33 protein-coding genes are annotated in these 26,578 nt (G+C 33.4%); 21 read left to right on the forward strand and 12 right to left on the reverse strand.

The features are described from left to right. Positions 1 to 52: 52 nt before the first annotated feature. From GQR98_RS03440 to GQR98_RS03485, 10 genes are all read left to right on the forward strand, one after another. Complete coding sequence (locus tag GQR98_RS03440) at positions 53 to 370, forward strand: EF-hand domain-containing protein (protein ID WP_159018296.1); 318 nt, start codon at positions 53 to 55, stop codon at positions 368 to 370. Positions 371 to 502: 132 nt separating this feature from the next. Next, complete coding sequence (locus GQR98_RS03445) at positions 503 to 1,267, forward strand: ParA family protein (RefSeq protein WP_159018297.1); 765 nt, start codon at positions 503 to 505, stop codon at positions 1,265 to 1,267. A gap of 2 nt (positions 1,268 to 1,269) precedes the next feature. Next, complete coding sequence (locus GQR98_RS03450) at positions 1,270 to 2,184, forward strand: ParB/RepB/Spo0J family partition protein (RefSeq protein WP_159018298.1); 915 nt, start codon at positions 1,270 to 1,272, stop codon at positions 2,182 to 2,184. After that, positions 2,174 to 2,812, forward strand: coding sequence for a DUF5683 domain-containing protein (locus GQR98_RS03455; RefSeq protein WP_159021072.1), 639 nt, complete (start codon positions 2,174 to 2,176; stop codon positions 2,810 to 2,812). The genes GQR98_RS03450 and GQR98_RS03455 overlap by 11 nt, the downstream gene beginning before the upstream one ends. Before the next feature lies 1 nt (position 2,813). Next, the gene (gene dapB / locus GQR98_RS03460) at positions 2,814 to 3,518 is read left to right on the forward strand and encodes a 4-hydroxy-tetrahydrodipicolinate reductase (protein WP_159018299.1); all 705 of its coding nucleotides are present in this window, start codon (positions 2,814 to 2,816) and stop codon (positions 3,516 to 3,518) included. Between the two features lie 68 nt (positions 3,519 to 3,586). Continuing rightward, entirely contained in the window at positions 3,587 to 5,167 is a 1,581-nt protein-coding gene (gene lepB, locus GQR98_RS03465; protein WP_159018300.1) for a signal peptidase I, read from the forward strand. A 17-nt stretch (positions 5,168 to 5,184) separates the two neighbouring features. Further along, on the forward strand, positions 5,185 to 6,489 hold the full coding sequence (locus GQR98_RS03470) for an ATP-binding protein (RefSeq protein ID WP_159018301.1): 1,305 nt from the start codon (positions 5,185 to 5,187) through the stop codon (positions 6,487 to 6,489). Further along, the gene (locus GQR98_RS03475) at positions 6,489 to 7,718 is read left to right on the forward strand and encodes a tetratricopeptide repeat protein (RefSeq protein ID WP_159018302.1); all 1,230 of its coding nucleotides are present in this window, start codon (positions 6,489 to 6,491) and stop codon (positions 7,716 to 7,718) included. Before GQR98_RS03470 ends, GQR98_RS03475 begins: the two co-directional genes overlap by 1 nt. Then, on the forward strand, positions 7,718 to 8,341 hold the full coding sequence (locus tag GQR98_RS03480; protein ID WP_159018303.1) for a WbqC family protein: 624 nt from the start codon (positions 7,718 to 7,720) through the stop codon (positions 8,339 to 8,341). Before GQR98_RS03475 ends, GQR98_RS03480 begins: the two co-directional genes overlap by 1 nt. Next, positions 8,341 to 8,649 (forward strand): DUF6122 family protein, encoded by a 309-nt coding sequence (locus tag GQR98_RS03485; RefSeq protein WP_159018304.1) that lies wholly within the window; start codon positions 8,341 to 8,343, stop codon positions 8,647 to 8,649. Before GQR98_RS03480 ends, GQR98_RS03485 begins: the two co-directional genes overlap by 1 nt. 56 nt (positions 8,650 to 8,705) lie before the next feature. Here GQR98_RS03485 and GQR98_RS03490 read toward each other — a convergent pair whose 3' ends face one another. From GQR98_RS03490 to GQR98_RS03525, 8 genes are all read right to left on the reverse strand, one after another. Next, positions 8,706 to 9,734: an endonuclease/exonuclease/phosphatase family protein gene (locus GQR98_RS03490; RefSeq protein ID WP_159018305.1), complete on the reverse strand. Its 1,029-nt coding sequence runs from the start codon at positions 9,732 to 9,734 to the stop codon at positions 8,706 to 8,708. 192 nt (positions 9,735 to 9,926) lie between these two features. Then, the gene (locus GQR98_RS03495) at positions 9,927 to 10,772 is read right to left on the reverse strand and encodes a rhomboid family protein (RefSeq protein ID WP_159018306.1); all 846 of its coding nucleotides are present in this window, start codon (positions 10,770 to 10,772) and stop codon (positions 9,927 to 9,929) included. Beyond that, positions 10,772 to 11,539: a rhomboid family intramembrane serine protease gene (locus tag GQR98_RS03500; RefSeq protein WP_159018307.1), complete on the reverse strand. Its 768-nt coding sequence runs from the start codon at positions 11,537 to 11,539 to the stop codon at positions 10,772 to 10,774. Before GQR98_RS03500 ends, GQR98_RS03495 begins: the two co-directional genes overlap by 1 nt. A 3-nt stretch (positions 11,540 to 11,542) precedes the next feature. Then, a complete protein-coding gene (gene mutL, locus GQR98_RS03505; protein WP_159018308.1) occupies positions 11,543 to 13,393 on the reverse strand; it encodes a DNA mismatch repair endonuclease MutL in 1,851 nt (616 codons plus the stop codon). Between the two features lie 4 nt (positions 13,394 to 13,397). Next, positions 13,398 to 13,685 carry a riboflavin synthase subunit beta gene (locus tag GQR98_RS03510; protein WP_159018309.1) on the reverse strand — a complete coding sequence of 96 codons (288 nt, stop codon included), beginning with the start codon at positions 13,683 to 13,685 and terminating at the stop codon, positions 13,398 to 13,400. Positions 13,686 to 13,712: 27 nt separating this feature from the next. Continuing rightward, on the reverse strand, positions 13,713 to 13,946 hold the full coding sequence (locus tag GQR98_RS03515; protein WP_042505738.1) for a hypothetical protein: 234 nt from the start codon (positions 13,944 to 13,946) through the stop codon (positions 13,713 to 13,715). Positions 13,947 to 14,124: 178 nt separating this feature from the next. Beyond that, positions 14,125 to 14,610 carry a 6,7-dimethyl-8-ribityllumazine synthase gene (ribH, locus tag GQR98_RS03520; protein ID WP_159018310.1) on the reverse strand — a complete coding sequence of 162 codons (486 nt, stop codon included), beginning with the start codon at positions 14,608 to 14,610 and terminating at the stop codon, positions 14,125 to 14,127. A 14-nt stretch (positions 14,611 to 14,624) separates the two neighbouring features. Next, a complete protein-coding gene (locus GQR98_RS03525; protein ID WP_159018311.1) occupies positions 14,625 to 15,395 on the reverse strand; it encodes a tetratricopeptide repeat protein in 771 nt (256 codons plus the stop codon). A 135-nt stretch (positions 15,396 to 15,530) separates the two neighbouring features. Here GQR98_RS03525 and recF point away from each other — a divergent pair, with 135 nt between their 5' ends. The 4 genes from recF (at position 15,531) to GQR98_RS03545 (ending at position 17,928) form a co-directional block, all read left to right on the forward strand. Further along, on the forward strand, positions 15,531 to 16,613 hold the full coding sequence (gene recF / locus GQR98_RS03530; protein ID WP_159018312.1) for a DNA replication/repair protein RecF: 1,083 nt from the start codon (positions 15,531 to 15,533) through the stop codon (positions 16,611 to 16,613). A gap of 384 nt (positions 16,614 to 16,997) precedes the next feature. After that, a complete protein-coding gene (locus GQR98_RS03535; RefSeq protein WP_042499753.1) occupies positions 16,998 to 17,294 on the forward strand; it encodes a DUF721 domain-containing protein in 297 nt (98 codons plus the stop codon). A gap of 99 nt (positions 17,295 to 17,393) precedes the next feature. Next, positions 17,394 to 17,585 carry a cold-shock protein gene (locus GQR98_RS03540; protein ID WP_034044451.1) on the forward strand — a complete coding sequence of 64 codons (192 nt, stop codon included), beginning with the start codon at positions 17,394 to 17,396 and terminating at the stop codon, positions 17,583 to 17,585. Between the two features lie 151 nt (positions 17,586 to 17,736). Next, positions 17,737 to 17,928, forward strand: coding sequence for a cold-shock protein (locus GQR98_RS03545; RefSeq protein ID WP_159018313.1), 192 nt, complete (start codon positions 17,737 to 17,739; stop codon positions 17,926 to 17,928). A 117-nt stretch (positions 17,929 to 18,045) separates the two neighbouring features. On the opposite strand, the gene GQR98_RS03550 is transcribed toward GQR98_RS03545, so the two are convergent. Both GQR98_RS03550 and GQR98_RS03555 read right to left on the reverse strand, forming a co-directional pair. Continuing rightward, positions 18,046 to 18,465, reverse strand: coding sequence for a nucleoside-diphosphate kinase (locus tag GQR98_RS03550; protein WP_042499761.1), 420 nt, complete (start codon positions 18,463 to 18,465; stop codon positions 18,046 to 18,048). 52 nt (positions 18,466 to 18,517) lie between these two features. After that, a complete protein-coding gene (locus GQR98_RS03555) occupies positions 18,518 to 19,555 on the reverse strand; it encodes an alkaline phosphatase D family protein (RefSeq protein ID WP_159018314.1) in 1,038 nt (345 codons plus the stop codon). Between the two features lie 79 nt (positions 19,556 to 19,634). Here GQR98_RS03555 and GQR98_RS03560 point away from each other — a divergent pair, with 79 nt between their 5' ends. The 5 genes from GQR98_RS03560 to GQR98_RS03580 all read left to right on the forward strand — a co-directional run bounded on the left by GQR98_RS03560 (position 19,635) and on the right by GQR98_RS03580 (position 23,905). After that, positions 19,635 to 20,654 (forward strand): DHH family phosphoesterase, encoded by a 1,020-nt coding sequence (locus GQR98_RS03560; RefSeq protein ID WP_159018315.1) that lies wholly within the window; start codon positions 19,635 to 19,637, stop codon positions 20,652 to 20,654. Further along, entirely contained in the window at positions 20,647 to 21,192 is a 546-nt protein-coding gene (gene gldI, locus GQR98_RS03565) for a gliding motility-associated peptidyl-prolyl isomerase GldI (protein ID WP_159018316.1), read from the forward strand. The genes GQR98_RS03560 and gldI overlap by 8 nt, the downstream gene beginning before the upstream one ends. Before the next feature lies 1 nt (position 21,193). Beyond that, the gene (locus GQR98_RS03570; RefSeq protein WP_159018317.1) at positions 21,194 to 22,321 is read left to right on the forward strand and encodes a peptidylprolyl isomerase; all 1,128 of its coding nucleotides are present in this window, start codon (positions 21,194 to 21,196) and stop codon (positions 22,319 to 22,321) included. Between the two features lie 164 nt (positions 22,322 to 22,485). Then, positions 22,486 to 23,412 carry a prolipoprotein diacylglyceryl transferase gene (lgt, locus tag GQR98_RS03575; RefSeq protein ID WP_159018318.1) on the forward strand — a complete coding sequence of 309 codons (927 nt, stop codon included), beginning with the start codon at positions 22,486 to 22,488 and terminating at the stop codon, positions 23,410 to 23,412. A gap of 1 nt (position 23,413) precedes the next feature. Next, complete coding sequence (locus GQR98_RS03580) at positions 23,414 to 23,905, forward strand: DUF192 domain-containing protein (protein WP_159018319.1); 492 nt, start codon at positions 23,414 to 23,416, stop codon at positions 23,903 to 23,905. Between the two features lie 104 nt (positions 23,906 to 24,009). Here the strand turns inward: GQR98_RS03580 and GQR98_RS03585 are convergent, their stop codons facing one another. After that, entirely contained in the window at positions 24,010 to 24,591 is a 582-nt protein-coding gene (locus tag GQR98_RS03585; protein WP_159018320.1) for an NUDIX hydrolase, read from the reverse strand. Positions 24,592 to 24,720: 129 nt separating this feature from the next. Here GQR98_RS03585 and pyrE point away from each other — a divergent pair, with 129 nt between their 5' ends. Then, positions 24,721 to 25,365 (forward strand): orotate phosphoribosyltransferase, encoded by a 645-nt coding sequence (gene pyrE, locus GQR98_RS03590; RefSeq protein WP_042505731.1) that lies wholly within the window; start codon positions 24,721 to 24,723, stop codon positions 25,363 to 25,365. A gap of 78 nt (positions 25,366 to 25,443) precedes the next feature. Further along, the gene (locus GQR98_RS03595) at positions 25,444 to 25,839 is read left to right on the forward strand and encodes an SRPBCC domain-containing protein (protein ID WP_042505730.1); all 396 of its coding nucleotides are present in this window, start codon (positions 25,444 to 25,446) and stop codon (positions 25,837 to 25,839) included. On the opposite strand, the gene GQR98_RS03600 is transcribed toward GQR98_RS03595, so the two are convergent. Continuing rightward, positions 25,836 to 26,567 (reverse strand): biotin--[acetyl-CoA-carboxylase] ligase, encoded by a 732-nt coding sequence (locus GQR98_RS03600; protein WP_159018321.1) that lies wholly within the window; start codon positions 26,565 to 26,567, stop codon positions 25,836 to 25,838. The two genes, GQR98_RS03595 and GQR98_RS03600, sit on opposite strands and share 4 nt — an antisense overlap. Positions 26,568 to 26,578: the final 11 nt, after the last annotated feature.

Raw genomic sequence — 26,578 nt, forward strand, 5'->3', positions numbered from 1 at the left:
ATTTTGAAAAAAATAAGTCTAAATATGAAGTTTAACTATAAAACTAATATAAATGACATCAAAAAATTTAAAATTCGGTTTAGTTGTTATGGCATTATGTGCTGTTACTATTACTAACGCACAAGACAAAAAGAAACCAGATCCTGAGAAAATGTTTGCTTCTTATGATACTGATGAAGATAAACTTATAAGTTTAGATGAGTTTAAAGCAAAAAAACGCAAGAAAGAAATGGAAGCTGAAGTTTTAGAAAAACGTTTTGCTAAAATGGATGCTGATAGCAATGGTTCTGTAACTTTAGAGGAATTTAAGGCAGGAATGGCAAAAGGAAAAGGTCAAGAAAATAATAAGAAAAAGAAACAAGCTGAATAATATTAGCTTACATTTTACAATGAAAAGACAGCCAAATGGGCTGTCTTTTTTTTTATGAATTAATTATAGTAAGCTACATTTTTATTACTAATAAATAATCGTATTTTTACAGCTAATAAAACCAAATCATTAATGGGTAAAATCATCGCAATTGCTAACCAAAAAGGAGGCGTTGGAAAAACAACCACGTCGGTAAATCTTGCCGCATCCTTAGGTGTATTAGAAAAAAAAGTGTTACTTATAGATGCTGACCCTCAAGCAAATGCAAGTTCTGGAATAGGTATAGATGTTGAAACTGTAGAAATTGGAACCTACCAACTTTTAGAGCATTCTAACACCGCAAGAGAAGCCATCATGAAAACTGATTCGCCAAACCTCGACATTATACCTGCTCATATCGACTTGGTCGCTATAGAAATTGAACTTGTTGATAAAGAAGCACGTGAATACATGCTTAAAAAATCACTAAACGAAATTAAAGACGACTACGATTATATATTAATTGATTGCGCGCCATCGCTAGGGTTACTAACCTTAAATGCTTTAACAGCTGCCGATTCCGTAATCATCCCAATTCAATGTGAATACTTTGCATTAGAAGGTTTAGGAAAATTATTAAACACTATAAAAAGTGTTCAAAAAATACACAATCCAGAATTAGACATTGAAGGCTTATTGCTAACCATGTACGATTCGCGTTTACGCCTATCCAACCAAGTGGTGGAAGAGGTACAAAAACACTTTAACGATATGGTTTTTAAAACCATTATACAGCGTAATGTTCGCTTAAGCGAAGCACCAAGTTACGGCGAAAGCATTATTAATTATGATGCTAGCAGTAAAGGCGCAACCAATTACCTGAGTTTAGCAAGAGAAGTTATCACTAAAAACGCTTAATTATGGCGAAGGCAACAAAAAAACAAGCTTTAGGTAGAGGCTTATCTGCACTTTTAAACGACCCAAGTAACGATATCCAATCTGCCGAAGATAAAAATGCAGATAAAGTTATTGGGAACATTGTTGATTTAGATATCGACTTTATTGAAGTTAATCCATTTCAACCGCGAACTAATTTTAGTGAAGAAAGTTTACGAGAATTAGCATCTTCTATAAAAGAGTTGGGTATTATCCAACCTATAACCGTTAGAAAATTAGGTCTAAATAAATATCAACTCGTTTCAGGAGAGCGTCGTTATAGAGCGTCTAAATTATTAGGTTTAGAAACTATTACGGCTTACGTTAGAATTGCAAACGACCAAGAATCGCTAGAAATGGCCTTGGTTGAAAATATTCAACGTCAAGATTTAGATCCTATTGAAATAGCTCTTTCATACCAACGTTTAATAGACGAAATAAATTTAACGCAAGAGCAAATGAGCGAGCGCGTTGGAAAAAAACGTTCTACTATTGCTAATTATTTGCGTTTATTAAAGTTAGACCCAATTATCCAAACAGGTATGCGCGATGGCTTTATATCTATGGGACATGGACGTGCTTTAATTACTATCGAAGACCAATCGATTCAATTAGATATTTACGAAAAAATCTTATCAAACAAATTATCGGTTAGAGACACCGAAGTATTAGTTCGTAATTATAACAACGACGAAACTATTGCTACTCCGGCAAAAAAGGAAGCAAATACAGCTATGCCAAATTTTGTTAAAACTGGCATAAGCTCGTTTTCGGAATACTTTGGACATAAAATTGACGTTAAAGTCTCTAAAAACGGAAAAGGAAAAATTACAATTCCATTTCATTCCGAAGAAGATTTTAACCGTATTAAAAAATTAGTCGAAGGTGATTCAAAATAAATTTATAATAACAAGTCTTTGCGCTTTTCTATGTTGCTTTTCTTTATTTTCTCAAGATAAAGCTCCACAGGAAGAATCTCTTCCTAAGGAAAAAACAAAAGAACTGCCCAAAGAATTTATAATAGATTCTACACTACAAATAACTGAAGCTTACGATCCGTTAAGACCTGCAAAAGCTGCTTTTTACTCAGCTATTTTGCCAGGTTTAGGGCAAGCTTACAACAAAAAATATTGGAAAATCCCTATTGTATACGCTGCATTAGGAACAGGCGTCTATTTTTACATAAACAATAGTAATGAATACACAAGGTATCGTGATGCCTATAAAAGTCGTTTAGCCGGATTTGAAACCGATGAGTTTTATTTCGATTCCTCTGGAACAAAACTAGACGAACCACGAGTGAGTACAGATAGATTAGAAACAGCGCAAGAATTTTATCGAAAAAACAAAGAAATTTCGCTTCTTGTAACTATTGGTCTGTACGCTTTAAATATAATAGAAGCCAATGTGGATGCCCATTTACTGCAGTATAATGTAGATGAGAATTTATCTTTGGCACCACATTACCAATTTAATGAGGTTGACGCAACTAGCAACCTTGGACTAACTTTAAATTTCAAATTTTAATATGAACATTGCTTTACTCGGATACGGGAGAATGGGTCAAACCATAGAACAAATAGCCATTAAACGCGGCCACAATATTGTTTTAAAGGTTGATAAAGATGATACAGATTACGATATTACTAAAGCCGATGTTGCCATAGATTTCAGTATTCCAGACGTAGCTTTCAACAACATTTCAAACTGTTTAAACAACAACGTACCTGTTATTTCAGGAACAACAGGTTGGTTAGATAATTATGATAATGCTGTAGCATTATGCGAAGAGAAAAAAGGCGCTTTTATTTATGCTTCAAACTTTAGCTTAGGCGTTAATATCTTCTTCGAACTGAATAAAACATTAGCCAAAATGATGAGTACCTTAGAGCAATACAATGTCTCTATGGAAGAAATTCATCACACAAAAAAGTTAGATGCACCAAGTGGAACTGCCATTACTTTAGCAGAAGGTATTATAAACAACAATCCGCATTATGATGGGTGGATGCTTGATGATAAAGCTGATAAAAAATTACCTATAGTTGCTAAACGTATAGAAGATGTTCCTGGTACTCACACAGTAACTTACCAAAGTGAAGTAGACACCATTACTATAGATCACGTGGCACACAACAGGCAAGGTTTTGCTTTAGGAGCCGTAATTGCATCGGAATGGATTGTTGGAAAAACAGGGGTTTTCACAATGAACGATGTGTTAAACATTGGTTAAAAAAATAAATTAATGTAACGCTACATCTCATTTAGCTACTTACATCAATAAATAAAATATTTAGGATTATGACGTTAATGCAATGGTTTATATTCATTTTAATAATTCAGGTTATTCATGGATTAGGCACCTGGAAATTATATATTAAAGCCGGTCGACAAGCCTGGGAAGCTTTTATTCCTGTTTACAACGGCGTAGTTTTAATGAAAATAATTAACCGTCCGGTTTGGTGGGTTATTCTTCTTTTTCTTCCCATAGTTAACATGATTATGTTTCCTGTAGTTTGGGTAGAAACTGCTAGAAGTTTTGGAAAAAATAAACCTTTAGATACTGCTTTAGCCATTCTTACATTAGGGTTTTACAACTATTACCTTAACTACGTTGCCAATGTAACTTATATTGAAAATCGCGATTTACAACCAAAATCTTCTTCTGGAGATTGGGTAAGCTCTATTTTATTTGCCATTGTTGCTGCCACTATTGTACACACCTATTTTATTCAACCATTTACGATTCCGTCTTCTTCTTTAGAAAAATCTTTATTAGTAGGCGATTTTCTGTTTGTAAGTAAATTTCATTATGGTGCTAGAATACCAATGACAACTGTTGGAGCACCAATGGTACATGATACTATTCCTGGTTTAAAAAAGAAATCATATTTATTCAACGATAATTTCGAAGAACGTAAAACATCATTAGTCAATAAACTACAACTTCCGTACTTACGTTTTCCTGGTTTCGAAAACATAGAACGTAATGATATTGTTGTATTCAATCAGCCAGCAGATACATTGCTGGACATGAACGATTTTCAACCAGACAGAAACTATTACAAACCTATAGACAAAAAGACCAACCTTGTAAAACGTTGTGTTGGTATTGCAGGAGATAGCTTAGAAGTTCGCGATGGTTTTGTTTATATTAACGGAAAGAAAAACGAATTGCCAGATCGTGCACATTTACAATTTAGTTATTTGGTGCAACCAAAAACCAATCAATTTAATCCTGCATATTTAAAAGAACGTTATGATATTACTGATGGTTTTGGTATTATTAATAACAACAATACCTACTATTTTTCAGCGATTTCCGATGAAGCTTTATCACAGTTTAAAAACCATCCAAACGTTGCAAGCATAACGCCTAACAAGAAAGAAAAAGGCGTTCGTGATGCTAACATTTTTCCTCATGATCCAAATTATGATTGGAATGTAGATTTCTTCGGACCATTATACATTCCTGAAGAAGGAAAAACAATAGATATCAACTTAGATGTTTTACCACTTTACAAACGCGTAATTAGCGAGTATGAAGGCAATGATGTAACCGTAAGAGGTAACCAAATTTTAATAAACGGAGAAGTTGCAACAACATACACTTTTAAACAAAATTATTATTGGATGATGGGTGATAACCGCCATAACTCTATCGATGCGAGAGCATGGGGTTTTGTACCGTTTGATCACGTTGTTGGTAAACCTGTATTTATATGGATGAGTTGGGATGGATCTAGCCCACGATGGGAGCGTTTCTTTACAACCGTAAGCGGTTCTGGAAAAGCAACATCTTTTTTAATTCCATTTTTAATTCTGTTAGCAGGATATTTTGGATTCAAAAAATGGAAAGAAAGAAAAGCGGCCAATAGCTAATTATTGACTTAAATTTTATGGATAACACACTACTAGAAAGTCTACTTAAAGCCTTAGAGTTTTCGCCAGAAAACATAGAATTACGATTTCAAATTGCAAAGCTATATTCTGATGCTTTAAATTATGAAGAAGCAGAAAAGCATCTATTATTTATTTTAGATAAACAGCCTACAGAAGCTCATAAATTTCTATTAGCAGAGTGTTACTTTAAACAGAAAAAATATAATTTAACAGAGGTTATCCTCGAAGAACTTATTGAAAAGAATGAAGCACCTGCTTATTTAGAGCTTCAATGTTTTTGCTATATAGACCAAGACCAAAAGGAAGATGCACTTGCCACCTACCAACGTATTCTAGAAATTGACAAATCGTTTAGAAATGACGAATTTGAAAATTTATTTAGAATTCCGGTTGAAGATTTTGATGATGATTTTATAGATGAAGATGGTATATCTTTTCTTAGAAAACCAGACATTAATTTCAAAAATGTTGGTGGTATGGAAAAAGTAAAAGAGGAAATTGATTTAAAAATCATTAAGCCGCTTTTACATAAAGATTTATACAAAGCTTACGGAAAAAAAATTGGCGGAGGTATTTTACTTTATGGACCTCCAGGATGCGGTAAAACCCATATTGCACGTGCTACAGCAGGTGAAATTAATGCCAACTTTATAAATATTGGTATTAACGACATTTTAGATATGTGGATGGGAAGCTCTGAGAAGAACTTACACGAAATATTTGAAACTGCTAGAGCCAACACACCTTGCGTTATTTTTATAGATGAAATTGATGCCTTGGGTGCCAATAGAAATGATATCAATAAAACCGCAGGAAGAACCGTTATCAATCAGTTTTTATCAGAACTTGATGGTATTGATTCTGATAACGAAGGTATATTAGTTTTGGGCGCTACAAATGCACCTTGGTATATAGATCCAGCTTTTAGACGTCCTGGGCGTTTTGATCGTATTATTTTTGTAGCACCACCAGATGAAATTGCTAGAGAAGAAATATTCAAGATTGAATTAAAAGAGAAACCTACCGAAAATATTAAGTTTCAAGATTTAGCTAAAAAAAGTAAAGAATTTTCGGGAGCAGATATTAAAGCAAGTGTAGATATTGCCATTGAGCAAAAACTACTCGAATCTTTTAAAGATGGCATACCAAAACCATTAACCACTAAAGATATTCTAAAAGCCTTTGGTAAAATGAAAGCTTCTACTAGAGAATGGTTTAATTCGGCAAAAAACTACGCTTTATACTCAAACGATTCTGGTTTATATGATGATATTTTAGTCTATCTAAAAATTAAAAAATAATGGATAGCCCAAATCTAGAACGCGGCATTCAGCTTTTTCAAATTGGTAGATATCAAGATGCTATCCCCTATTTTCAAACAGCTTTAACCGAAGACGTCAACAACAGTAATGCTAAATATTTTTTGGCACAATGCCTATTCCTTACTAAAGATTTAGAAAAAGCGCTAAACTTGGCGCTTGATCTTCGTGCGGAATTACCTAATTGGGCTAATGTTTACTTTTTACTGTCTCAAATATATTTACATCAAGATGATGTAAAAGAAGCGGAAATAAACATCGATAAATCTCTGGAGTTAGATCCATACGATGATACCGCTTTTGGACAAAAAGCATACATTGAAATTACAAAAAAGAAGTTTGAAGCGGCTTTAAATTTTGCCAACGAAGGGTTGCGAATTAATCCAAAAAGTAATTTCTGCCAAAATGCACGAACCACAGCATTAACAAAATTAAATAGAAAAGAAGAAGCAAAATCTTCTATTGAAAACTTACTAGAAGACGATCCTGAAGACGCTCACTCGCACGCTAACGTGGGGTGGAGTTATTTGGAGCACAACGATACTAAAAAAGCATTAACTCATTTTAAAGAAGCCTTATCACTAGACCCAAATTTAGATTACGCTAGATCGGGAATGGTAACCGCTATAAAATCTAAAAACAGAGTTTACAACCTCTATTTGCGTTACTCCTTTTGGATGAACAAGCAATCGGGAAAAAACCAATGGATTTTTATTATCGGTATTTATATTGCTTATAAAATTTCAGCAAAGCTCATTGCAGCGTCGGGGTATACTTTTTTATTAATCCCGCTAATTATTGCATATCTATTATTTGCTCTAGGCAGTTGGATTATGGAACCGCTTTCTAATATGCTACTTATTCTCGATAAATACGGCAAGTATTTATTAGACAAAAAAGAAAAACTAAGTGGTCAAATATTTTTCGCTCTACTTGTTGGAGCATTACTTATGTTTTTGGGTAATGTTTTAACAAAAAACGATTATTTCACCATGCTAAGCCTAACGTGTTTAGCCGCTATTTTACCGCTAACCCGTGGTGTTTTGGCAAATACCGAAAAATCTAAAATAATCAACTTAGTTTACGGCGGTATTATGCTATTAGTAGCCATTGTATTGTCGCTTACAGGTGGCTCTATTGCTCATATTGGCATTACGGTTGGTATTATGTTTATTGCGTATACTTGGCTAAGCAACTTTTTTACTAAATAATGAAAACTCTAATTCATCCCACATATTTCCCGAGTATTGCTCATTTTATAGCTATTGCAAATACAGATGAATTGATATTTGAAACCGATGATAATTTTTTAAAGCAAACCTATAGAAACCGCGCTTACGTATACGGTGCGAATGGTAAACTTACTTTAAATATACCCGTAATACACTCGCAAAAAAACAGGCAAAAGTATCGTGATGTTAAAATATTTAATGAAGAAAAATGGCAGAGCTTACATTGGAAATCTTTACTTTCAGCTTACAGAACATCTCCTTTTTTTGAGTATTATGAAGATGAGCTTCAACCTTTATTTGAAATGAAAACTGATTTTATTTTAGATTTTAATTTGAAGTGTTTTGAAACTATTACCGAGTGTTTACAATTAGACGTCAACACATCAAAAACTGAAATCTACCAAGAAAATCCAACAGATACTAATGATTTTCGATTTTTAGTACACGCAAAAAAAGAACAGCCACAAAATTTTGAAAGCTATACACAGGTTTTTAGCAACAAGCATGGGTTTATTCCTAATTTAAGTATTCTAGACTTACTTTTTAATGAAGGCCCAAATGCACTAAATTATTTAGAGTCTCAAACCATTATTACACCCTAATGTTACAGTCTATCGCACATTACGGTTGTCATTTTCTATTGCCTTTGGCCGTGGCGCTTATTTGGTTTAAACCGAATTGGAAAGTCGCGTATTTAATAATGATTGCAGGTATGTTAATAGATCTAGACCACTTGTTAGCCGATCCTATTTTCGATTCAAACAGATGTAGTGTTAACTTCCACCCGCTACACACGTATTACGCTTTGGTTATTTATATTGCTTTACTCTTTTTTAAGAAAACACGCTTAATTGGTCTAGGCTTAGTAATACATATTCTTGCCGATACGGTAGATTGTTCTTTTATGTAAAAGACCATTACTTACAAAAACCGAGATAATCAAATTTAACACCTAAGAAACAAAATCTACTCACTTTCTAAACTCAGCGTTGTACTTATTGGATAATGATCGGAGAAGTGCTCGCTGTAGCTTTTATAGCCATTAATAGAAAAAGCATCATCGGTTAAAATAAAATCTATACGCATTGGTATAAACTGAAATTCGTGTGTGCGCCCAAAACCATTACCGGCTTCCTTAAAAGAATCGTTAAGGTCTCCCTTTATTTTTCGGTACACATAAGAAAAGGCGGTGTTATTAAAATCGCCACAAATAATCATTTTGTATTTACACTTGGTTTTGTGTTCTAAAAACAATTCAGTTTGGTTTTGTTGCTTTTTAAAAGCAGAACCTATACGTTGTAGAAGTCGTTCGGAATTTTCCTTTTTTAAGCTCTCTATTTTAGTATCGATACGAAGAGATTCTAAATGAATATTGTACACTCTAATGGTGTCTTTTCCTTTTACAACATCGGCAAATATGGCGTTGTTTGCTGTTTTAGGAAACTCCACTGATCCGGAATTTATAATTGGAAAATTAGAAAAAATGGCTTGTCCGTATTTTATTTTTTTACCCGATAGTTTTTCGAACTTATATTTAAAACTAGACAGATTAATATTTTCGTGTGGATGATATTCTTGAATGCTCAATATATCGGGATCTTCGGCTTTTACAAAATCTACAATATTTACTTCTACCTGTTCTTCTGGAATCCATTTATAAAGATTAAACAAACGAACATTATAGTTCATGACTTTAAAATTTTGATCGGATTCAATTTTTTTAGATGGTGAAAACTTATATAAAGACCCAAAAGTTAAATACGCAAAAAGCAAAACCACTAAAGACGTTAATAGCTGTTTTTTTAACCTTACTAACCAATAGACCACAAAGAGTGCATTGATAATAATTAAAAAAGATACGCCTAAATTTATTACGGATAAGAATGAAAATGTTTTTGGTGGCAAGTAAGGAAAAACCATTGAAAGCAATAATAGCATCGCCACAATACTGTTGACGATATATATTATTTTATTAATGAAACTCAGGTTTTTCATTTTTGCTTTATTTGACTTCTATAGATACTCACTTTTTAATTAAATTAACTTTGCCCTTAGCAGATTTACCCGCGTTAGGGATTGAACGGCTTGTTTGAAATCCTTTTTGTTTTTGTGAAAAAACAAAAAGATTGAGTAGTGAAAGCCCGACCCTTTCCGGGTAACGCCCAAAACATTAATAACTACGTTGAATTATTTACCTGCTCTGAAGAGCAATTCTTTTTCTTCGGCTGTTAAACTATCATACCCACTTTTACTGATTTTATCTAAAATAACATCAATTTTTTTCTGATTATTAAACTGGCTAAAATCTGATTTTTTATAACCACCTACCTTGCTTTTATTTTTATGAACCGTTTTTAAAGGTGCTTTTTTTGAAGGTTTAAACAAATTTGCAACCGCATCTGCCAAACGCTCGAAACCGCTACCTATATCGTTTCCTTTTACTAATTGTGTCGCATAAACATAACCTAAAAGTGCACCACCAAGATGCGCCAAATTACCGCCTGCATTTAATCCGAATAACCCAACAACATCTAAAACCACAAGGCCAGCACCAATATACCAAAGTTTAAGATTGAACATAAAAACACGCACATCTTGGTTAGGCATATAAGCACACAAGAAAATTAACAAAGCTCGGACAGCTGCCGAAGCGCCTACTAAACTAGAGTTACCACCAAAAAAACTAGGCAATAATGCATAGCCCAAAAGAAACATAGCACCACCACTTATGGCACCTAAAAAATAAATATTTAAAGCTCTTTTAGGGCTAAATAGGTTTAGAAACATACGCGCGATAACGTATAACCAAAGCATGTTGAATAGTAAGTGTAAAAAATCGTAATGCACAAAAGCGTAACTTACTATGGTCCATGGGTTCACTAGAGCCGTAAAAGCATTGCTAGGCAACTCGAACCAACTTAAAAATCTTGGCAAAATTAGCCCTACTAAAAAAACAACAACATTTACCGCTATTATTTTCTCTAATATATTAAGCCTTGCTAGCTTATATTTTATATCGGTAGTTAAACTCATTAGTTCCAACGGTTATGATTAAACTGTGTTTTTTTCCAATAATACATGATTAAAAACCCTGTAATTGCACCTCCAACGTGGGCCATGTATGCCGTATTACTTGGACTGAAAAATGACTGACCAGTAACGCCTGAAATTAAATCTAAAATAATGATTCCTGGTATAAAATACTTCGCTTTTATAGGAATTGGTAAAAAAATCATCATTAATTCTGCATTAGGATTCATCATAGCAAAAGCTGCCATAACGCCCATTATACAACCTGAGGCACCTACCATACTCGCATTGAACGCCGGATAAATTTCTTTAAGCAGTGTTATTTGAGATTGGGAAACTCCTGCTACAGTTTCATTATTGGTTAGCATAGCTTTGATACTCTCTGAAGATAAACCAGAATCTAATAATGCATTATAATTTGGTAAATATTGAAAATAGTAAAAACCTATTTGCAATAAAACTGCGCCTAAACCGGCAGAGATATAAATAAACAGAAAGCGTCTGGCTCCCAAAGTTTGCTCTACAGGTGAACCAAACATCCATAAAGCGAACATATTAAATAATAAGTGCGTAATACTTAAATTTTGGATATAACCACCACCATGCATAAACATATGCGTGATTAATTGCCACGGTTTAAATAATTCGTTCTGGGGAAAATACATTGCGAACCATTGATAAAAACCACCATTCCCTATAAATAAGGTCCCGATAAACATAATCACATTAATGATTATTAGGTGTTTAACGGTTTCTGAAATTCGCATCATAATTTATATAAATTTTTTGTCTAATTCGTCAACACTCATCGTTACAAATGTCGTTCTATTAGTAGGCGAAACATTAGGTTCTTTACAAGCAAATAGCTTATTTACTAAATGCTCTTGCTCGTCTTTTTGCAAAGACTGCCCTGTTTTTATGGCCAAACTTTTCGCCATAGATTTTGCTAGTAAATCGGTTGCCGAAAAATTACTGTCCGGCACTTCGTTTTCTACATCACTAATAAGTTGTTCTAAAATAATAGACACCTCACTTTCTGGAACGCCAACTGGAACTCCTATAATTTCAATAGACTCTTCTTTAACGTTAGAAAACACAAAACCGGTATGTTCTAAATCTTCTTTTAACTGAATAATAACAGCTATTTCTTGATTTGAAAAATGTAAATCTAAAGGGAATAATAATTGCTGACTTAAAGCGCCTTTTATAGTAAGATGCTGAAGGTAATCTTCATACAAAATACGTTGATGCGCTCTATGTTGATCAATAACCAACATACCAGATTTAATAGTACTCACAATATACTTATTGTGTAATTGGTATGTGGTGTGGGTTTTCTCAATATCTTTATCGAACATGGAAACCGTAGCTTCCTCGGTTTCGAAATGTACTTCGCTAAAATCTTGTTGCGTTTTCGTGCCTTTAGATTCTAAACCAACGTATAAACTCTCCCAACTTTCTGTTGGTTCTTTTTTATAAGAAACGGCTCTCTGCTTCACTGGGGCTTCATCCTGAAACGGATTAAAACTTCTATCTACTTCTATAGTTGGTGTGCTCGCTCTAGCAGATTCTTTTTTTAGCTCGTATGGCGTATCTAAATTAGCATCGCGCTCAAAATCTAAAACTGGAGCAATATTAAACTGCCCTAAACTGTGTTTTACAGCAGAACGAAGAATAGCATAAAGCGTATGCTCATCGTCAAACTTAATTTCAGTTTTAGTCGGGTGAATATTGATATCAATAGTTTGCGGATCTACGGTTAAATTTAAAAAATAACTGGCGTGTGTTCCATTTTTAAGCAATCCATCGTAAGCCGATGCTATGGCATGATTTAAATAAGCGCTTTTTATAAACCTATCGTTCACAAAAAAGTACTGTTCTCCTCTCGTTTTTTTAGCAAATTCAGGTTTACCAACAAAACCAGATATTTTAAGCACTTCAGTTTCTTCTTCTACGGGCACTAATTTTTCGTTAGTTTTTGTTCCGAAGATATTTACAATACGCTGTCTGTAATTACTAATTGGTAAATTAAAGGCTTCGTTTCCATTATTGTAAAAAACAAACCCGATGCTTGGGTGCGCCAAGGCTACACGATGAAACTCGTCTATAATATGACGTAATTCTACGTTATCCGATTTTAAAAAATTACGTCTAGCAGGAATATTAAAAAACAAATTTTTAACTGAAACAGAAGTTCCTTGTGGTGTTACAACCACATCCTGGCTGGTAACCTTACTACCTTCCATTACGATGGTGTTTCCAACATCATCATGAGGTTGTTTGGTTTTCAATTCTACGTGCGCAATGGCAGCAATACTCGCTAAAGCCTCGCCACGAAAGCCTTTAGTATGCAGCTGAAATAAATCTTCTGCATTTCGAATTTTAGATGTTGCATGACGCTCGAAACTTAATCGCGCATCGGTAGTACTCATTCCTTTACCGTTATCGATAACTTGAATAAGGGTTTTACCCGCATCTTTTATAATGAGTTTAATAGAGTCCGAGCCTGCGTCGATTGCATTTTCAAGCAATTCCTTGACAACAGATGCTGGACGTTGAACAACTTCTCCAGCAGCAATTTGGTTTGCGACATGGTCGGGTAAAAGCTGTATAATGTCTGCCATATAATTATTTAGAAAAGAATATAGATAAATCGAAATCGATGATAAATAAAAACACTAATACTAACACACCTACAATAATTAAAATGCGTCGGTTAGCATCACGATCTCTATTATGCTTTAATTCGCTTAAAGCATTGTTTAGTTTTGTTTTAAAGCCTTTGTTTGGACCAACAGTGGTTCTGTATTCGTCAAACTTATGTTTTATTTCAAAAGGGTTTCCTTCACCTTTATCGTCAAAAAAACGAGGTGTATAACTGAATTTTTTATTTTTTCTTGCCTTTAAGATTCCCATAATTCTTGCGTTTTTAAGTGAAATGTATTACATGTATTTTTTTTCTAATAAATACATACAAATCAATAATAATACCAAAAATAAAATCAAGCTTTTTACGGGCATTGCACCGCGTACTTTTCTCTTACCCGCTCTATTTTCTTTCCATTGAGAAATATAGTCTTTGGTATTAGAGTCTTTGTTTAAACCAGAATCTGCTTTCTTTTCTTCTGAAAAACGAGATTGATAATTAAAGCTTCTATGTTTACGTTGTTTAAACAAAATCTAGTGGTGTTATCTTTCAAAAGTACTTAAAAATAGGCAGAAATAGGGCTTAGAAATGCTAAAAATATCTAAAAGTTAGAAGCAAAAACTAGCAAACCCACCCGAATTAAAATATCAAATTCCAAAGGCATTGATTAAAACACCTTTGGAATTTATTATAGTTTTATAAAAGGTATTAACTAATTCTACGTAGTTCTGCCATTTTAATTGCAGCAATAGCAGCTTCAGTGCCTTTGTTCCCGTGTTTTCCGCCAGAACGATCTATAGATTGTTGCATATTATTATCAGTAAGCACACAGAAAATAACAGGAGTTTCTCCTTGCACATTTAAATCTTTGATCCCTTGTGTTACCCCATCACATACAAAATCGAAATGTTTGGTTTCGCCTTGTATTACAGAGCCAATAGCAACAATGGCATTGACCATTTGTTCTTGCATTTTTTTACATCCGTAAATAAGCTCGAAACTACCTGGCACATTCCAGCGTACAATATTTTCTGGGTCCACCCCATTTTCAATCAAAGCATTATATGCACCTTGATATAAACCTTCGGTAATAGTATCATTCCATTCTGAAACAACAATCCCAAATCGAAAGTCTTTCGCATTTGGGATTGTTGTTTTATCGTAATCCGATAAATTTTTATTTACTGTTGCCATATATGGTAAAGCTATTATTTGTTAGCCAACACTTGCGCTTTTCCGATAAACACATCTACAGTAGACGCTTCGGTAGCGTTTGGATATTTTTCTTTAATTTGAGTAAAGAAATCTAAAGCTTTATCAGCTTTTCCTAAATCTAAAGCAATAGCACCTGCTTTGTATAAATACATTGGTGTAGTATACTCGTTATCTCTCATTTTAGCTGCTTTTTCGTAGTACTCTAAAGCATCTTCTTTTTGGTTTAACTGTACAAAAGCATCACCTATGTTTCCTTTTGCTAAAGGCGCTAAAACTTCATCCTCACTATCAAAAGCACTTAAATACTCTACAGCATTTTTGTAATCTTTTAATCTTAAGTATGCTGTTCCTGCATAATAGTTTGCTAAGTTAGCTGCATCTGTACCGCTATATTCTTCTATAACATCTAACATACCAAATTTACCTTCACCACCAGTTAAGGCTAAGTTGTAAAGCGAATCTTTAGCAACACCTGTTACCGCTTGGTCAAAATATTTTTGTGCTTGAAACATATCGTTCATTGCATTTTCTTGCTTAGGTGCAGCTACAAATTCTTTGTATGCTAACGACCCTAAAACAACTAATGCTACAACACCAATAATAATAAAAATATATTTTTGATTCTTCGCTACAAAATCCTCTGTTTTAGAAGCTGTTTCATCAAGGGTGTTAAAAACTTCAGCCGTTGTTGATCCTTCTTCAATATCTTGTTCTTTCTCAACTTTCGTTTTCGGTTTGTAACCTCTCTTATTATATGTCGCCATTTTCTGTTTCTATTAATGTGGCGCAAAAATATAATTTTTCTTCAGAACTAAAAGGGTATTTATTTGATATTTTTCAATAATTTGCACTTCTTTTTAAGACTTTACCCTCTTTATGCGCTTTAAGTTGCTATTTATATGATTTTAAAATCACTTTCATTACTCAATTATAAAAATTTTGATAGCAAAACCTTTGCTTTCAACGAGAAAATTAATTGCATTGTAGGCAATAATGGCATTGGAAAAACCAATGTGCTCGATGCTATCTATCATTTATCCTTCGGAAAAAGCTATTTCAATCCAGTAGCCACGCAAAATATTAAGCACGACGAAGAGTTTTTTGTGATTAATGGGGATTATGAAAAAGAGGAAAAACCAGAGAAAGTAATTGTAAGTTTGAAACGTGGCCAGAAAAAGATTATAAAACGCAACGGAAAAGCTTATGATAAGTTTAGCGAACACATAGGTTTTTTACCCTTAGTTATTATTTCGCCTGCCGATAGAGATTTAATTATTGAAGGCAGTACAACCCGTAGAAAATTTATTGATAGCGTAATTTCACAAAGTGACAATGCCTATCTAAATACGTTAATTAACTATAATAAAATTTTAACGCAACGAAACGCACTACTTAAGTATTTTGCGCTAAACCACACCTTTAATAAAGACACTTTAGATGTGTACAATAGCCAACTAACAGATTTTGGAACTAAAATTTTCGGAAAACGTGATGCCTTTTTACAAGAATTCATCCCTATTTTTAAATCTAGATACGAAGCGATTAGCAATGGTAACGAAGATGTAGACTTAAATTACCACAGTGATTTGTTTGACGATGACTTAAACACACTATTAAACAAGGCAATCAATAAAGATAAAGCTCTGCAATACACAAGTGTTGGTATACATAAAGACGATTTGCATTTTAATATTTCGGGACACCCTATTAAAAAATTTGGAAGTCAAGGTCAGCAAAAATCATTTTTAATCGCTTTAAAACTGGCGCAGTTCGATTTTATTAAAGCACAAAGTGGTGTAAACCCTATTCTATTACTCGATGATATTTTTGATAAGCTAGATGAACAACGTGTATCTCAAATAATTAAATTGGTTGACGACGAAAACTTCGGACAACTTTTTATAAGTGATACGCATGGTGAACGTACGGAAAATGCTGTTAAGCAAGTGCATCAATCTTACGAGATTTTCAAATTAGAGTAATCATACGTTCGTGGTTATTTTTTTTTCTTTCTTCGGAAGAATAACAATCTTGATAGTTTAATTTGAAGCACTGAGGTTCTCTCCAAGTTACAGCCATTTAAAAATTAACCGGCTAAGAGCTCCTTCCACGTAAGTGAAACCTAAAATAAAGAAGCAAACACCAATTAACAACAAACAGCACTAGCTATAAACAATAGCCCAAGCCTATATTTTAATAAAATTTAAAGCTTTTAACACCTAGAGAATCGTTTAAAATATATAATTTTGGTACCTTTAAAATTGCAAGCTATCGATATTTTTTAATCTATTAGCCTTAATAATTAGGAACAAAACAACCCTTGTTCCATTTAAAACACACGCAACAAACCCTCATAATTTAACCTCATGGCAAAACGTAACAACGACAATATCAGTATTTCCGACGCATTAAAAGAATTTGTTGAAACTAACCGATTAGAAAAAGGTTTGGATAAAGTGAATGTATCTGATGCATGGGCAAAACTTATGGGAAACGGTGTACACAACTATACCAGCTCGGTAACGTTAGAGCGAGAAACCCTTTACATACAACTAACCTCGAGTGTTCTTAGAGAGGAATTAAGTTATGGCAAACAAAAAATAATAGACATGCTAAACGAAGAGTTAGGAAAGGATATTATTAAAAAACTGGTTTTAAGATAATTAGACCGAAAGAATTAAAATAAAATATTTAAGATTATTTAGTTACTTATTGTTTTTTACATTATCTTTGGCACTTAATTATTTATAATACAAATTACAATGAGTAAAGGTACCGTAAAATTCTTCAACGATTCTAAAGGTTTTGGATTTATCACAGAAGATGACAACAACAAAGAACATTTCGTACACATTTCAGGACTTATCGATGAAATTCGTGAAGGTGATGCAGTTGAATTCGATCTACAAGAAGGTAGAAAAGGATTAAACGCCGTAAACGTAAAAGTAATCTAAGATTTATACTTTAACAATTACAACTTTAAAAGTCTGTCAATTTAAATTGACAGACTTTTTTTTGTTTGCTATTTAAACAGAATAGACTTCGTTTTAAATTTATGGCATCACTTTTGTATTACAGATAGTAATAATTTAATATTTTAATACAATGAGTAAAGGAACAGTAAAATTCTTCAACGATTCTAAAGGATTCGGATTTATAACAGAAGAAGGTTCAAGCAGTGAGCATTTTGTTCACATTTCAGGTTTAATCGATGAAATTCGCGAAGGCGATTTAGTAGAATTCGATTTGCAGGAAGGCAGAAAAGGATTAAACGCCGTAAACGTAAAAGTAATTTAGTATATACTAGTAAACTTTTTTTTAAAACAAAAATCCCGCAACCTAGGTTGCGGGATTTTTTATGTAATACTTTATTTTCAAAACGCTCTGAAGGCATAGCCTTGTGAGTAGTTTTAATTAAAATTGCTCTCTACCAGCAAAGTGAAATTCACCTTCAATAGCTGCATTCTCGTCACTATCGCTACCATGTACCGCATTTTCGCCCATAGACGTTGCATACATTTTACGAATAGTACCTTCAGCTGCGTCTGCAGGGTTTGTAGCACCAATTAAAGTTCTAAAATCGTTTACTGCATTTTCTTTTTCTAAAATTGCAGCAACTATTGGACCTCTAGTCATGAATTCAACTAATTCTCCAAAAAATGGACGTTCGTTGTGTACAGCATAAAATGCTTCGGCGTCAGCTTTTGTCATTTGTGTTAATTTCATAGCTACAATTCTAAATCCTGAAGCTGAAATTTTTTCTAATATTGCACCAATGTGTCCGTTTTCAACAGCGTCTGGCTTAAGCATTGTAAATGTTCTATTTGTTGCCATTTTTATTTTTTTTAAATTTCTGCAAAAGTACATTTTTATATTTGGTTATCCCTTAATAGGTTTGTAAAAGTTTTTGCTGCAATACATTCCCTACTCCTCGCATTTCCATAAGCACAGCTTTTGTTTCAAAATTAAATTTTAGAACACCAAAACTCAATTCTGGCACAACTTCTAAAACTCGATATTTATTAGGCTCTGCAGTAAAACTACTATAAACATGCGTTAATCCGCTAGATGTGAAATCTACTAAAGGAAAGCTAACGCCTTCTATTTTGGTTAAAGAAAATTCAGAAATATGTCGATCTCCAGAAAGCACCATAACACCTTTTGCATTAGATTTTTTGATTAAAGACTTCAACTTATCTACTTCATGCGGAAAATTCGCCCATTTTTCAAAACCATGTTCCGAAGATAAAACCTGAATGCTACTTACAATTATATTAAAATCAGCATCCGACCCATTTAATTCTGTCTCCAACCATTGCCACTGTTTCTCACCCAAAATGGTACCTTCTCCGTAAACACCAGGTTCATATCTATTTTTATTTTTTTTGCCATCCGTTAATGCTGTCCGAAAATAACGAGTATCTAAAACAATAACTTTCACACTACCATTTAATGACTTTACAATTTGAGAACTATAAACACCTTCGCGATATCGTCTTTCACTATCTTTTGGTACTTTCAAAAAATCCAAGAACAATTGCTGACTCCCCTTTTTTGCTTTAAACTCGACACCACCATCGTTTAAGCCATAATCATGATCATCCCAAGTACCCGTAATTTTTGTTGTTTCCCTTAGCCTTTTGTAATCTTCATTAGCCAATAGCTTATTATAATCAGCCTCTAATTTTTTCATATTATCTGTATCCGCATAGACATTATCGCCTCCCCAAATCCATAAATCCGGCTTATGTTTTACAACTTCAACCCAAAGCTTATTTTCAATATTTTGTTTATTACATGAGCCGAAAGCAATAGTAGTATCATACTGTGTTTTAGCTTGTTTTACAACTTCTACTTTTGGTGTTTTGCAGCCTTGCACAAAAGTCGTTAAGACTAAAGCGCTTACTATTAATCTTATTTTCATATCCTTCACCGTTAATTTTTCTATAAAAGTACAAGATTCTATTTTAAGTCTATATTATTAAATTGTATCTTCGTTTCCTATGAAAAAAGAAGATATTACCAACATAAAACAACTATTATCTAGTCCTAAAAAAATAGTTATTGTTCCACATAAAAACCCTGATGGCGACGCTATTGGGTCAACTTTAGCGCTTTACCATTATCTTTTAAAAGGAAATCATGACGCGACTGTTATTGTACCAAATGATTATCCTACTTTTTTAAAATGGATTCCCGGAAATGACACAATTTCGGTTTACGATTATCAAACAAAAACCTGTAATAGTTTAATTGAATCTGCCGATATTATTTTTACCTTAGACTTTAACGCTTTCCATAGAACTGGAAATATGGAAACACCACTTTCTGAAAGCAAAGCTCTTAAAGTAATGATAGATCATCACCAAGCACCAGATGATTACGCGACTTACACGTATAGCGACGTAAGCATGAGTTCAACTTGCGAAATGGTTTATAATTTTATTGACATGCTAGGCGATGCCGATTTCATTGATGCCGATATTGCAACTTGCATTTACGTTGGAATTATGACAGATACCGGATCGTTTAGATTCCGTTCTACCACAAATAAAACACACGAGATTATAGCGAAGCTTATTGAAAAAGGAGCTGATAATACTAAAATCCATAATAACATTTACGACACAAACAGCTACGAACGTTTACAACTATTGGGTTGTGCTTTAAGTAACTTAAAAGTAGTTCCAGAATCTAGAGCGGCATACATTACGTTATCTCAAGAAGAACTTAATCGTTTTAACTTCAAAAAAGGTGATACTGAAGGGGTTGTAAACTACGCCTTATCACTAAGTGGCGTTGTACTTGCTTCTATTTTCATAGAAGATAAGCAAGAAGGGATTATTAAGATATCTTTACGTTCTAAAGGTGATTTCTCGGTAAACGAAATGTCTCGTGCGCACTTCCATGGTGGTGGCCATACTAATGCTGCTGGCGGGAAAAGCGACTTACCACTAGCTGAAACTATTGAAAAATTTATTAGTATATTACCTAGTTATAACGATGCTTTAAACAATGAATAAACTAATTGCCACAACCCTACTTGTCCTGCTTGTTTTTAATTGTAAAAGCCCAGAAGCGAGACAACCTATTTCTACAAAATCGGGATCGTATATCGACGCTTCTATTGCACTAAACAAAAAACGTTTTGCGAAAGAAAAAGCCGTTATTGAAAAAATAATGGAAGCCGATGATGATGCTTATTTAGCCTCTGACACAGGTTTTTGGTATAAATACCAAACAAAAACAGAAAGCGACAGCCTAAAAACACCAGGCTTTGGAGACCTTATAAATTTTGACTACGATGTTAAAACCCTTAACGGAAACGAAATTTATTCTAAAGCAGATTTAAAAACGCAAAACTATGCTATGGATAAGCAAGAGCTTTTTACAGGCTTACGCCATGGCTTAAAACTCATGAAAGCTGGTGAAACAGTAACCTTTATTTTCCCTTCAGATCGTGCATACGGTTATTATGGAGACGAAAATAAAATTGGTCCAAATACACCTTTAATTTGTGAGGTTACCGTAAACTCTATTACCCAAAATCAAAACAACTAATATGCATTTATTAAAAAACGCTGTAAAACTCGTTCTCTTTACATTAGTACTTAACCTAACATCCTGCAAAGCGCAATATCCAGATTTAGAAGATGGTATATATGCCGAATTTATTACAAACAAAGGCGTTATGGTGGCTAAATTAAATTATGAAACAACACCTATAACGGTTGCCAACTTCGTTTCCTTAGCTGAAGGAGAAAACACCATGGTGGATAAAAAATTCAAAAAGAAAAAATTCTATAACGGCATTATTTTCCATAGAGTTATAGATAAATTTATGATACAAGGTGGTGATCCTACAGGCACAGGTTCAGGTGATGCAGGTTACAAATTTATGGATGAATTTTCTCCAGATTTAAAACATGACAAACCAGGTATTCTATCCATGGCTAACTCTGGAGCAAACACCAACGGATCTCAGTTTTTTATTACCGAAGTTCCTAAACCTAATTTAGACAACAGGCATAGTATTTTTGGTGAATTAGTTATTGGCTTAGATGTTCAAGATAGTATTTCCAATGTAGAAGTAGACAGAAACGACAGACCTATTGAAGATGTTATTATTGAAGAATTAAACATTATCAGAAAAGGTAGAGCTGCCAAGAAATTTGACGCACCAAACATTTTCGTGAATCATTTTGCTGAAGCAGAACGTATAGCAAAAGAAAAAGAAGAAAAAGCCGCTGCTATTCTAAAAGCAACTCAAGATAAATTTAAAGCTCAAAAAGAAAAAGCAATCGCACTTCCTTCAGGCTTAAAATATCTAATTACCGAAAAAGGAACAGGAGAAAAGCTACCTGAAACTGCAGAATTAACAACGCATTACGCTGTTTATTTTGAAGACGGAAGCCTATTAGACACAAGTAAACTAGAAATAGCCGAAGCTTTAGATGCTGTAAACGAACGTAAAAAAGCCCATAACGCTTACCAACCTATTACTGCCGAAATTGGTCCAGATGCCAAAATGATTGCGGGTTTTAAAGAAGGTTTACAACAACTAAGTGTTGGAGACAAAGCAACCCTGTTTATTCCTTATCACTTAGCTTACGGTGAATCGGGAAACCGAGGTATACCAGGAAAAACGAATATTATATTTGAAGTTGAAGTTTTAGAGCTTTTAAAATAAAGAATACAAAACTTGAATACATCTCTAATATTTATTGAAGTTTTAACGCAACATAGAATTACAAAGAAGCTTAGAGCAAGTACAACTCTGAATTCTTATTTTTAAATAAAACATAACATAAAACCAGTCTGAAACCCTTAATTTCGCACTGAAAAACAAAACCTATGCAACTATTAAAATTTGATTGGAATCCCGTAACAGGAATCGATATTATTGGGAATTTTAAAATCCATTTTTACAGCCTTATGTGGGTTACCGCCTTTGTTATTGGTTGGTATATTATGAAACGTATTTTTACTAAAGAAAAAATATCGTTAGAATATTTAGACCCTCTATTTATTTACACCGTACTTTCTACCATGATTGGCGCACGTTTAGGACATGTTATTTTTTATCAATCGGAATTAATATCTCAAGATTTTTTAAGCATCTTTCTTCCTGTTAAATTTAAAGGTGGCTTTGAGTTTACAGGTTTTCAAGGTTTAGCGAGTCATGGTGCAGCTATCGGAATTATTATTGGTATGTACTTATATAGACGAAAATATAATTACAAATCTATTTTATGGATTTTAGACCGTATTGTAATACCAGTGGCTTCGGGAGCTATTTTTATTCGTATTGGAAACTTTATAAACTCTGAAATTATAGGTAAAGTTACCGATTCTAGTTTTGGTGTTCGTTTTATTCAAGATGAATATTACAAAAACGAAATTATGCAACGTACAGGCATAAACGATGTCCAAGCCGCTTACAGTGCTGTTACTGATAACCCAACATTCAGTAGCTTATTAGAAGCCGTACCTTACAGACACCCAGCGCAATTATATGAGTCGTTTTGCTACATTTTTGTATTTTTAATTCTTTTATATTTCTACGTAAAAACAGAAAAAAGAGACCAAACCGGCTTTTTATTCGGCTTATTTTTAGTTTTACTTTGGACGGTAAGATTCTTTGTGGAATTTGTGAAAGAAGCACAAGTTGATGAGCGTTCTACTTGGGCATTAAACACAGGACAATGTTTAAGTGTTCCGTTTGTACTTTTAGGCCTTTATTTTATGTTTATGTACAAACCTAAAAATGCAATAAAATAAAATGACTTTAAAACAATTTGGCTTCATTTTAGTTATAGGTTTTACCGTATTATCCCTTTCTAATTGTAAAGATAAAGCTAAGGTAATCACTCAAACCGAAGTGCTTTTCACTAAAGAAGGCGAGCTAACTATTACCAAAGCGAATGATTCTAAAGTAGTTTTAGATATTGAAATAGCTGACACCGATTTTGATATCCAAACCGGATTGATGTATCGAAACTCCATGAAAACAAACCAAGGTATGCTCTTTGTTTTTGATGATGTCACCGAGCGTTATTTCTACATGAAGAATACAAAAATAGCATTAGACCTTATTTATATTAATGAGAATAAAACTATTGTAAGTTTTCAGAAGAATGCAAAGCCATTTGATGAAACTTCTTTACCGTCTAATGCGCCAGCAAAATACGTTTTAGAAGTTAACGCTAGCTTAGTCGATATTTGGGAACTTTCTGTTGGAGATTCTATTGATTACAGTGAGATTTCGAAGTAAAAAAGATAAAAACAGTTTACATAAAACCTCTTCTAGGTCATAAAAAAAGCATAAGATTAAATATCTTATGCTTTTTTTTATATCTCAAGTATTCAAATTTCAACCTAAAACAATAATTTTATATTGGCATAAGAATTCTCTAACGCCTTAGCTATTTTCTTTTTACCTAACCATTTTACCTTGGTAATACCTTCCTTTTTTTGAGGTTTAAGTTCGCCCGTAAAGCTAGTTTTCATTTCAAACCAATACGTGATTTTTATTTTGTATCGACCATTTCTTTTAAAAATATGATACGTGGTTTCCAGCGGTCTCACAATTTCTAAACCTTCTACTTTGGTCTCTTCTTCAACTTCACGAATTGCCGTTTCCTCAATGGTTTCGTTGCCTTCCGCCTTTCCTTTAGGTAAATCCCATTTATCATTTCTAAAAATAAACAGCACTTTTCCTTCATCATTATACACCTTTCCACCACCAGCAATTACATTGGGTAACTTCTTTAAAAACTTAGAAAGCAGCTTACTTTCATTTTTATGTGTAAGCCTTACTTCTTGTAAATTGGTTCTGTTCAACTTCCGTATGGCGCGATACAAACCTACTCGTTTTAGTTTATAAGTTTTGTAACCTTCGCCCTTCTCGGTGTTGGTTGTTAAAGTTATTGGTTTATTGTTTACAAAAATCTTGTGCATGGTTAGATTTGATTTAATGATATGGTAAAAATATCATTTTTACTCACAATCTGCTTATTGTTGAAAAAAAATATTTTTATTCCATTTACAACTTCAGAATAAAAGCAAATTTATACGTAATTTTACGGCATGATATTCAACAAAGACACCGCTAAAAAAACTGCCGAAGTTTTATTGCAAGTTCATGCAATAAAATTAAGTCCAAAAGAACCTTTTACTTGGGCTTCTGGCTGGAAATCACCAATTTATTGCGACAATCGTATTATTTTATCGTATCCAGCGATACGTAATTACGTGCGCGAAACCATGGCTAAACATATTGAAAACCAATACGGAAAACCAGATGCTATTGCAGGAGTAGCTACAGGAGCGATTGGTATAGGTATGCTAGTTGCCGAATACTTAGGGCTTCCGTTTATTTATGTTAGACCAGATGCAAAAGGGCACGGCCGTAAAAACCAAATTGAAGGTTTTATTGAAGGCGGACAAAGTGTTGTTGTGGTCGAAGATTTAATAAGCACAGGAAAAAGCAGTTTAAACGCTGTAAAAGCTTTAAAAGAAGCTAAAGTAAATGTAAAAGGCATGGTTGCTATTTTTACTTACGGATTTGATGTCGCTACAAAAAACTTTGCAGAAGAAGGCGTTACATTAAATACATTAAGTAATTACGAGAATTTACTTGAGCAAGCGCTAGACACTAATTACATTTCTGAAAAGGAATTAAAAACCTTATCGGAATGGAATTCCAATCCTAGTGAATGGAACGCTATTTGATATAAAATACGTGTACTGTAAAATATGATAGCTTTTTAGAAGCTATTTTATAGTCTAACGAAAAAAAAACATAATACAATGAATTTAGAATCCCCAAAAGTTAACGTTACTAAATCGCCTCAAGAAGTTTTCAACTTTTTAGAAGATATAAAAAACTTTAAATCTTTAATGCCTGAAAACATTAGCAAGTTCGAAGTTTTGGACGACGACAAATTTCTTTTTGCTTTAAAAGGCATGCCAGAAATTGTTTTAAAAAAGAAAGAGGTTATCCCTCCAAATAAAATTGTTTTAGGTGCCGCAGGCGGAAAACTCGATTTTTCTTTAATTGGAAATATTGTTGAAACTGCAGATGGTAACAGCGAAGTACAATTAGAATTTGCTGGTGATTTTAACCCAATGATGGCCATGATGATTAAAGGCCCAATCACAAAATTTATTGAAACTCTTGCTACAAATATGCCAAAAGCTATTTAATACAACAGTGAAATTTCTTTTAAATCAAAGGTTTTTATAATTTCATCTTCTAGCAATACCACTAATTTGCCTTCAGGAGAAGTTCCTTTTATAAAACCAGAAAACATAGAACCTTCAGCATCTTTAAATGTTGAAGGTTTATTTTTTCGAAACAAATTGGCTTCATATTCTTTTTTCAGGACTTTGAAGTCTCCTGTTTCTAAAATTCCGAAGTAATATTCTAAATTTAAAACTAGAGCAACCAACACTTCATCCAAAACAAAAACTCTACCCGATATTGATTTTAACGACGATGCTTTTGTTAAATTCTCGAATTCTGTTTGGTTTACATTTAACCCAATCCCTATAATGGAGGCTTTTAACTGACTTTGTTTTATGACATTTTCTATTAAAACTCCACAAATCTTTTTATTTTCTGACAAAATGTCGTTCGGCCATTTCACACTTAATTTAGGAATACCAAGCTCCTTTAAGGTTTTAATAATAGCCAAAGCAGTAACCACACTTATATAAAAAGCCTGATCGGTTTCTAAACCAGAAACGTCTTTAAACACACTAAACGTAAGGTTTTTTGCTGTTTTCGATTCCCAAATTGTTCCCATTTGCCCACGACCTTTGGTTTGGTTTTTGGTTGAAACAACAGTAAAATCTTCCACATTACCCTTGCTAATAAGCTCGCGTAAATAGCTATTTGTGGAATTGATGGCATCAAGTTTGATTATTCGCATACAGAAGTTAT

Source organism: Algibacter sp. L3A6 (assembly GCF_009796825.1).
In the GTDB taxonomy this organism is placed as follows: Bacteria; Bacteroidota; Bacteroidia; order Flavobacteriales; family Flavobacteriaceae; genus Algibacter.

Coding starts and splice junctions, on each gene's coding strand:
- GQR98_RS03440 (WP_159018296.1), top strand. CDS start 53: ATGACATCAAAAAATTTAAAATTCGGTTTAGTTGTTATGGCATTATGT.
- GQR98_RS03445 (WP_159018297.1), top strand. CDS start 503: ATGGGTAAAATCATCGCAATTGCTAACCAAAAAGGAGGCGTTGGAAAA.
- GQR98_RS03450 (WP_159018298.1), top strand. CDS start 1,270: ATGGCGAAGGCAACAAAAAAACAAGCTTTAGGTAGAGGCTTATCTGCA.
- dapB (WP_159018299.1), top strand. CDS start 2,814: ATGAACATTGCTTTACTCGGATACGGGAGAATGGGTCAAACCATAGAA.
- lepB (WP_159018300.1), top strand. CDS start 3,587: ATGACGTTAATGCAATGGTTTATATTCATTTTAATAATTCAGGTTATT.
- GQR98_RS03470 (WP_159018301.1), top strand. CDS start 5,185: ATGGATAACACACTACTAGAAAGTCTACTTAAAGCCTTAGAGTTTTCG.
- GQR98_RS03475 (WP_159018302.1), top strand. CDS start 6,489: ATGGATAGCCCAAATCTAGAACGCGGCATTCAGCTTTTTCAAATTGGT.
- GQR98_RS03480 (WP_159018303.1), top strand. CDS start 7,718: ATGAAAACTCTAATTCATCCCACATATTTCCCGAGTATTGCTCATTTT.
- GQR98_RS03485 (WP_159018304.1), top strand. CDS start 8,341: ATGTTACAGTCTATCGCACATTACGGTTGTCATTTTCTATTGCCTTTG.
- GQR98_RS03490 (WP_159018305.1), bottom strand. CDS start 9,734: ATGAAAAACCTGAGTTTCATTAATAAAATAATATATATCGTCAACAGT.
- GQR98_RS03495 (WP_159018306.1), bottom strand. CDS start 10,772: ATGAGTTTAACTACCGATATAAAATATAAGCTAGCAAGGCTTAATATA.
- GQR98_RS03500 (WP_159018307.1), bottom strand. CDS start 11,539: ATGATGCGAATTTCAGAAACCGTTAAACACCTAATAATCATTAATGTG.
- mutL (WP_159018308.1), bottom strand. CDS start 13,393: ATGGCAGACATTATACAGCTTTTACCCGACCATGTCGCAAACCAAATT.
- GQR98_RS03510 (WP_159018309.1), bottom strand. CDS start 13,685: ATGGGAATCTTAAAGGCAAGAAAAAATAAAAAATTCAGTTATACACCT.
- ribH (WP_159018310.1), bottom strand. CDS start 14,610: ATGGCAACAGTAAATAAAAATTTATCGGATTACGATAAAACAACAATC.
- GQR98_RS03525 (WP_159018311.1), bottom strand. CDS start 15,395: ATGGCGACATATAATAAGAGAGGTTACAAACCGAAAACGAAAGTTGAG.
- recF (WP_159018312.1), top strand. CDS start 15,531: ATGATTTTAAAATCACTTTCATTACTCAATTATAAAAATTTTGATAGC.
- GQR98_RS03535 (WP_042499753.1), top strand. CDS start 16,998: ATGGCAAAACGTAACAACGACAATATCAGTATTTCCGACGCATTAAAA.
- GQR98_RS03540 (WP_034044451.1), top strand. CDS start 17,394: ATGAGTAAAGGTACCGTAAAATTCTTCAACGATTCTAAAGGTTTTGGA.
- GQR98_RS03545 (WP_159018313.1), top strand. CDS start 17,737: ATGAGTAAAGGAACAGTAAAATTCTTCAACGATTCTAAAGGATTCGGA.
- GQR98_RS03550 (WP_042499761.1), bottom strand. CDS start 18,465: ATGGCAACAAATAGAACATTTACAATGCTTAAGCCAGACGCTGTTGAA.
- GQR98_RS03555 (WP_159018314.1), bottom strand. CDS start 19,555: ATGAAAATAAGATTAATAGTAAGCGCTTTAGTCTTAACGACTTTTGTG.
- GQR98_RS03560 (WP_159018315.1), top strand. CDS start 19,635: ATGAAAAAAGAAGATATTACCAACATAAAACAACTATTATCTAGTCCT.
- gldI (WP_159018316.1), top strand. CDS start 20,647: ATGAATAAACTAATTGCCACAACCCTACTTGTCCTGCTTGTTTTTAAT.
- GQR98_RS03570 (WP_159018317.1), top strand. CDS start 21,194: ATGCATTTATTAAAAAACGCTGTAAAACTCGTTCTCTTTACATTAGTA.
- lgt (WP_159018318.1), top strand. CDS start 22,486: ATGCAACTATTAAAATTTGATTGGAATCCCGTAACAGGAATCGATATT.
- GQR98_RS03580 (WP_159018319.1), top strand. CDS start 23,414: ATGACTTTAAAACAATTTGGCTTCATTTTAGTTATAGGTTTTACCGTA.
- GQR98_RS03585 (WP_159018320.1), bottom strand. CDS start 24,591: ATGCACAAGATTTTTGTAAACAATAAACCAATAACTTTAACAACCAAC.
- pyrE (WP_042505731.1), top strand. CDS start 24,721: ATGATATTCAACAAAGACACCGCTAAAAAAACTGCCGAAGTTTTATTG.
- GQR98_RS03595 (WP_042505730.1), top strand. CDS start 25,444: ATGAATTTAGAATCCCCAAAAGTTAACGTTACTAAATCGCCTCAAGAA.
- GQR98_RS03600 (WP_159018321.1), bottom strand. CDS start 26,567: ATGCGAATAATCAAACTTGATGCCATCAATTCCACAAATAGCTATTTA.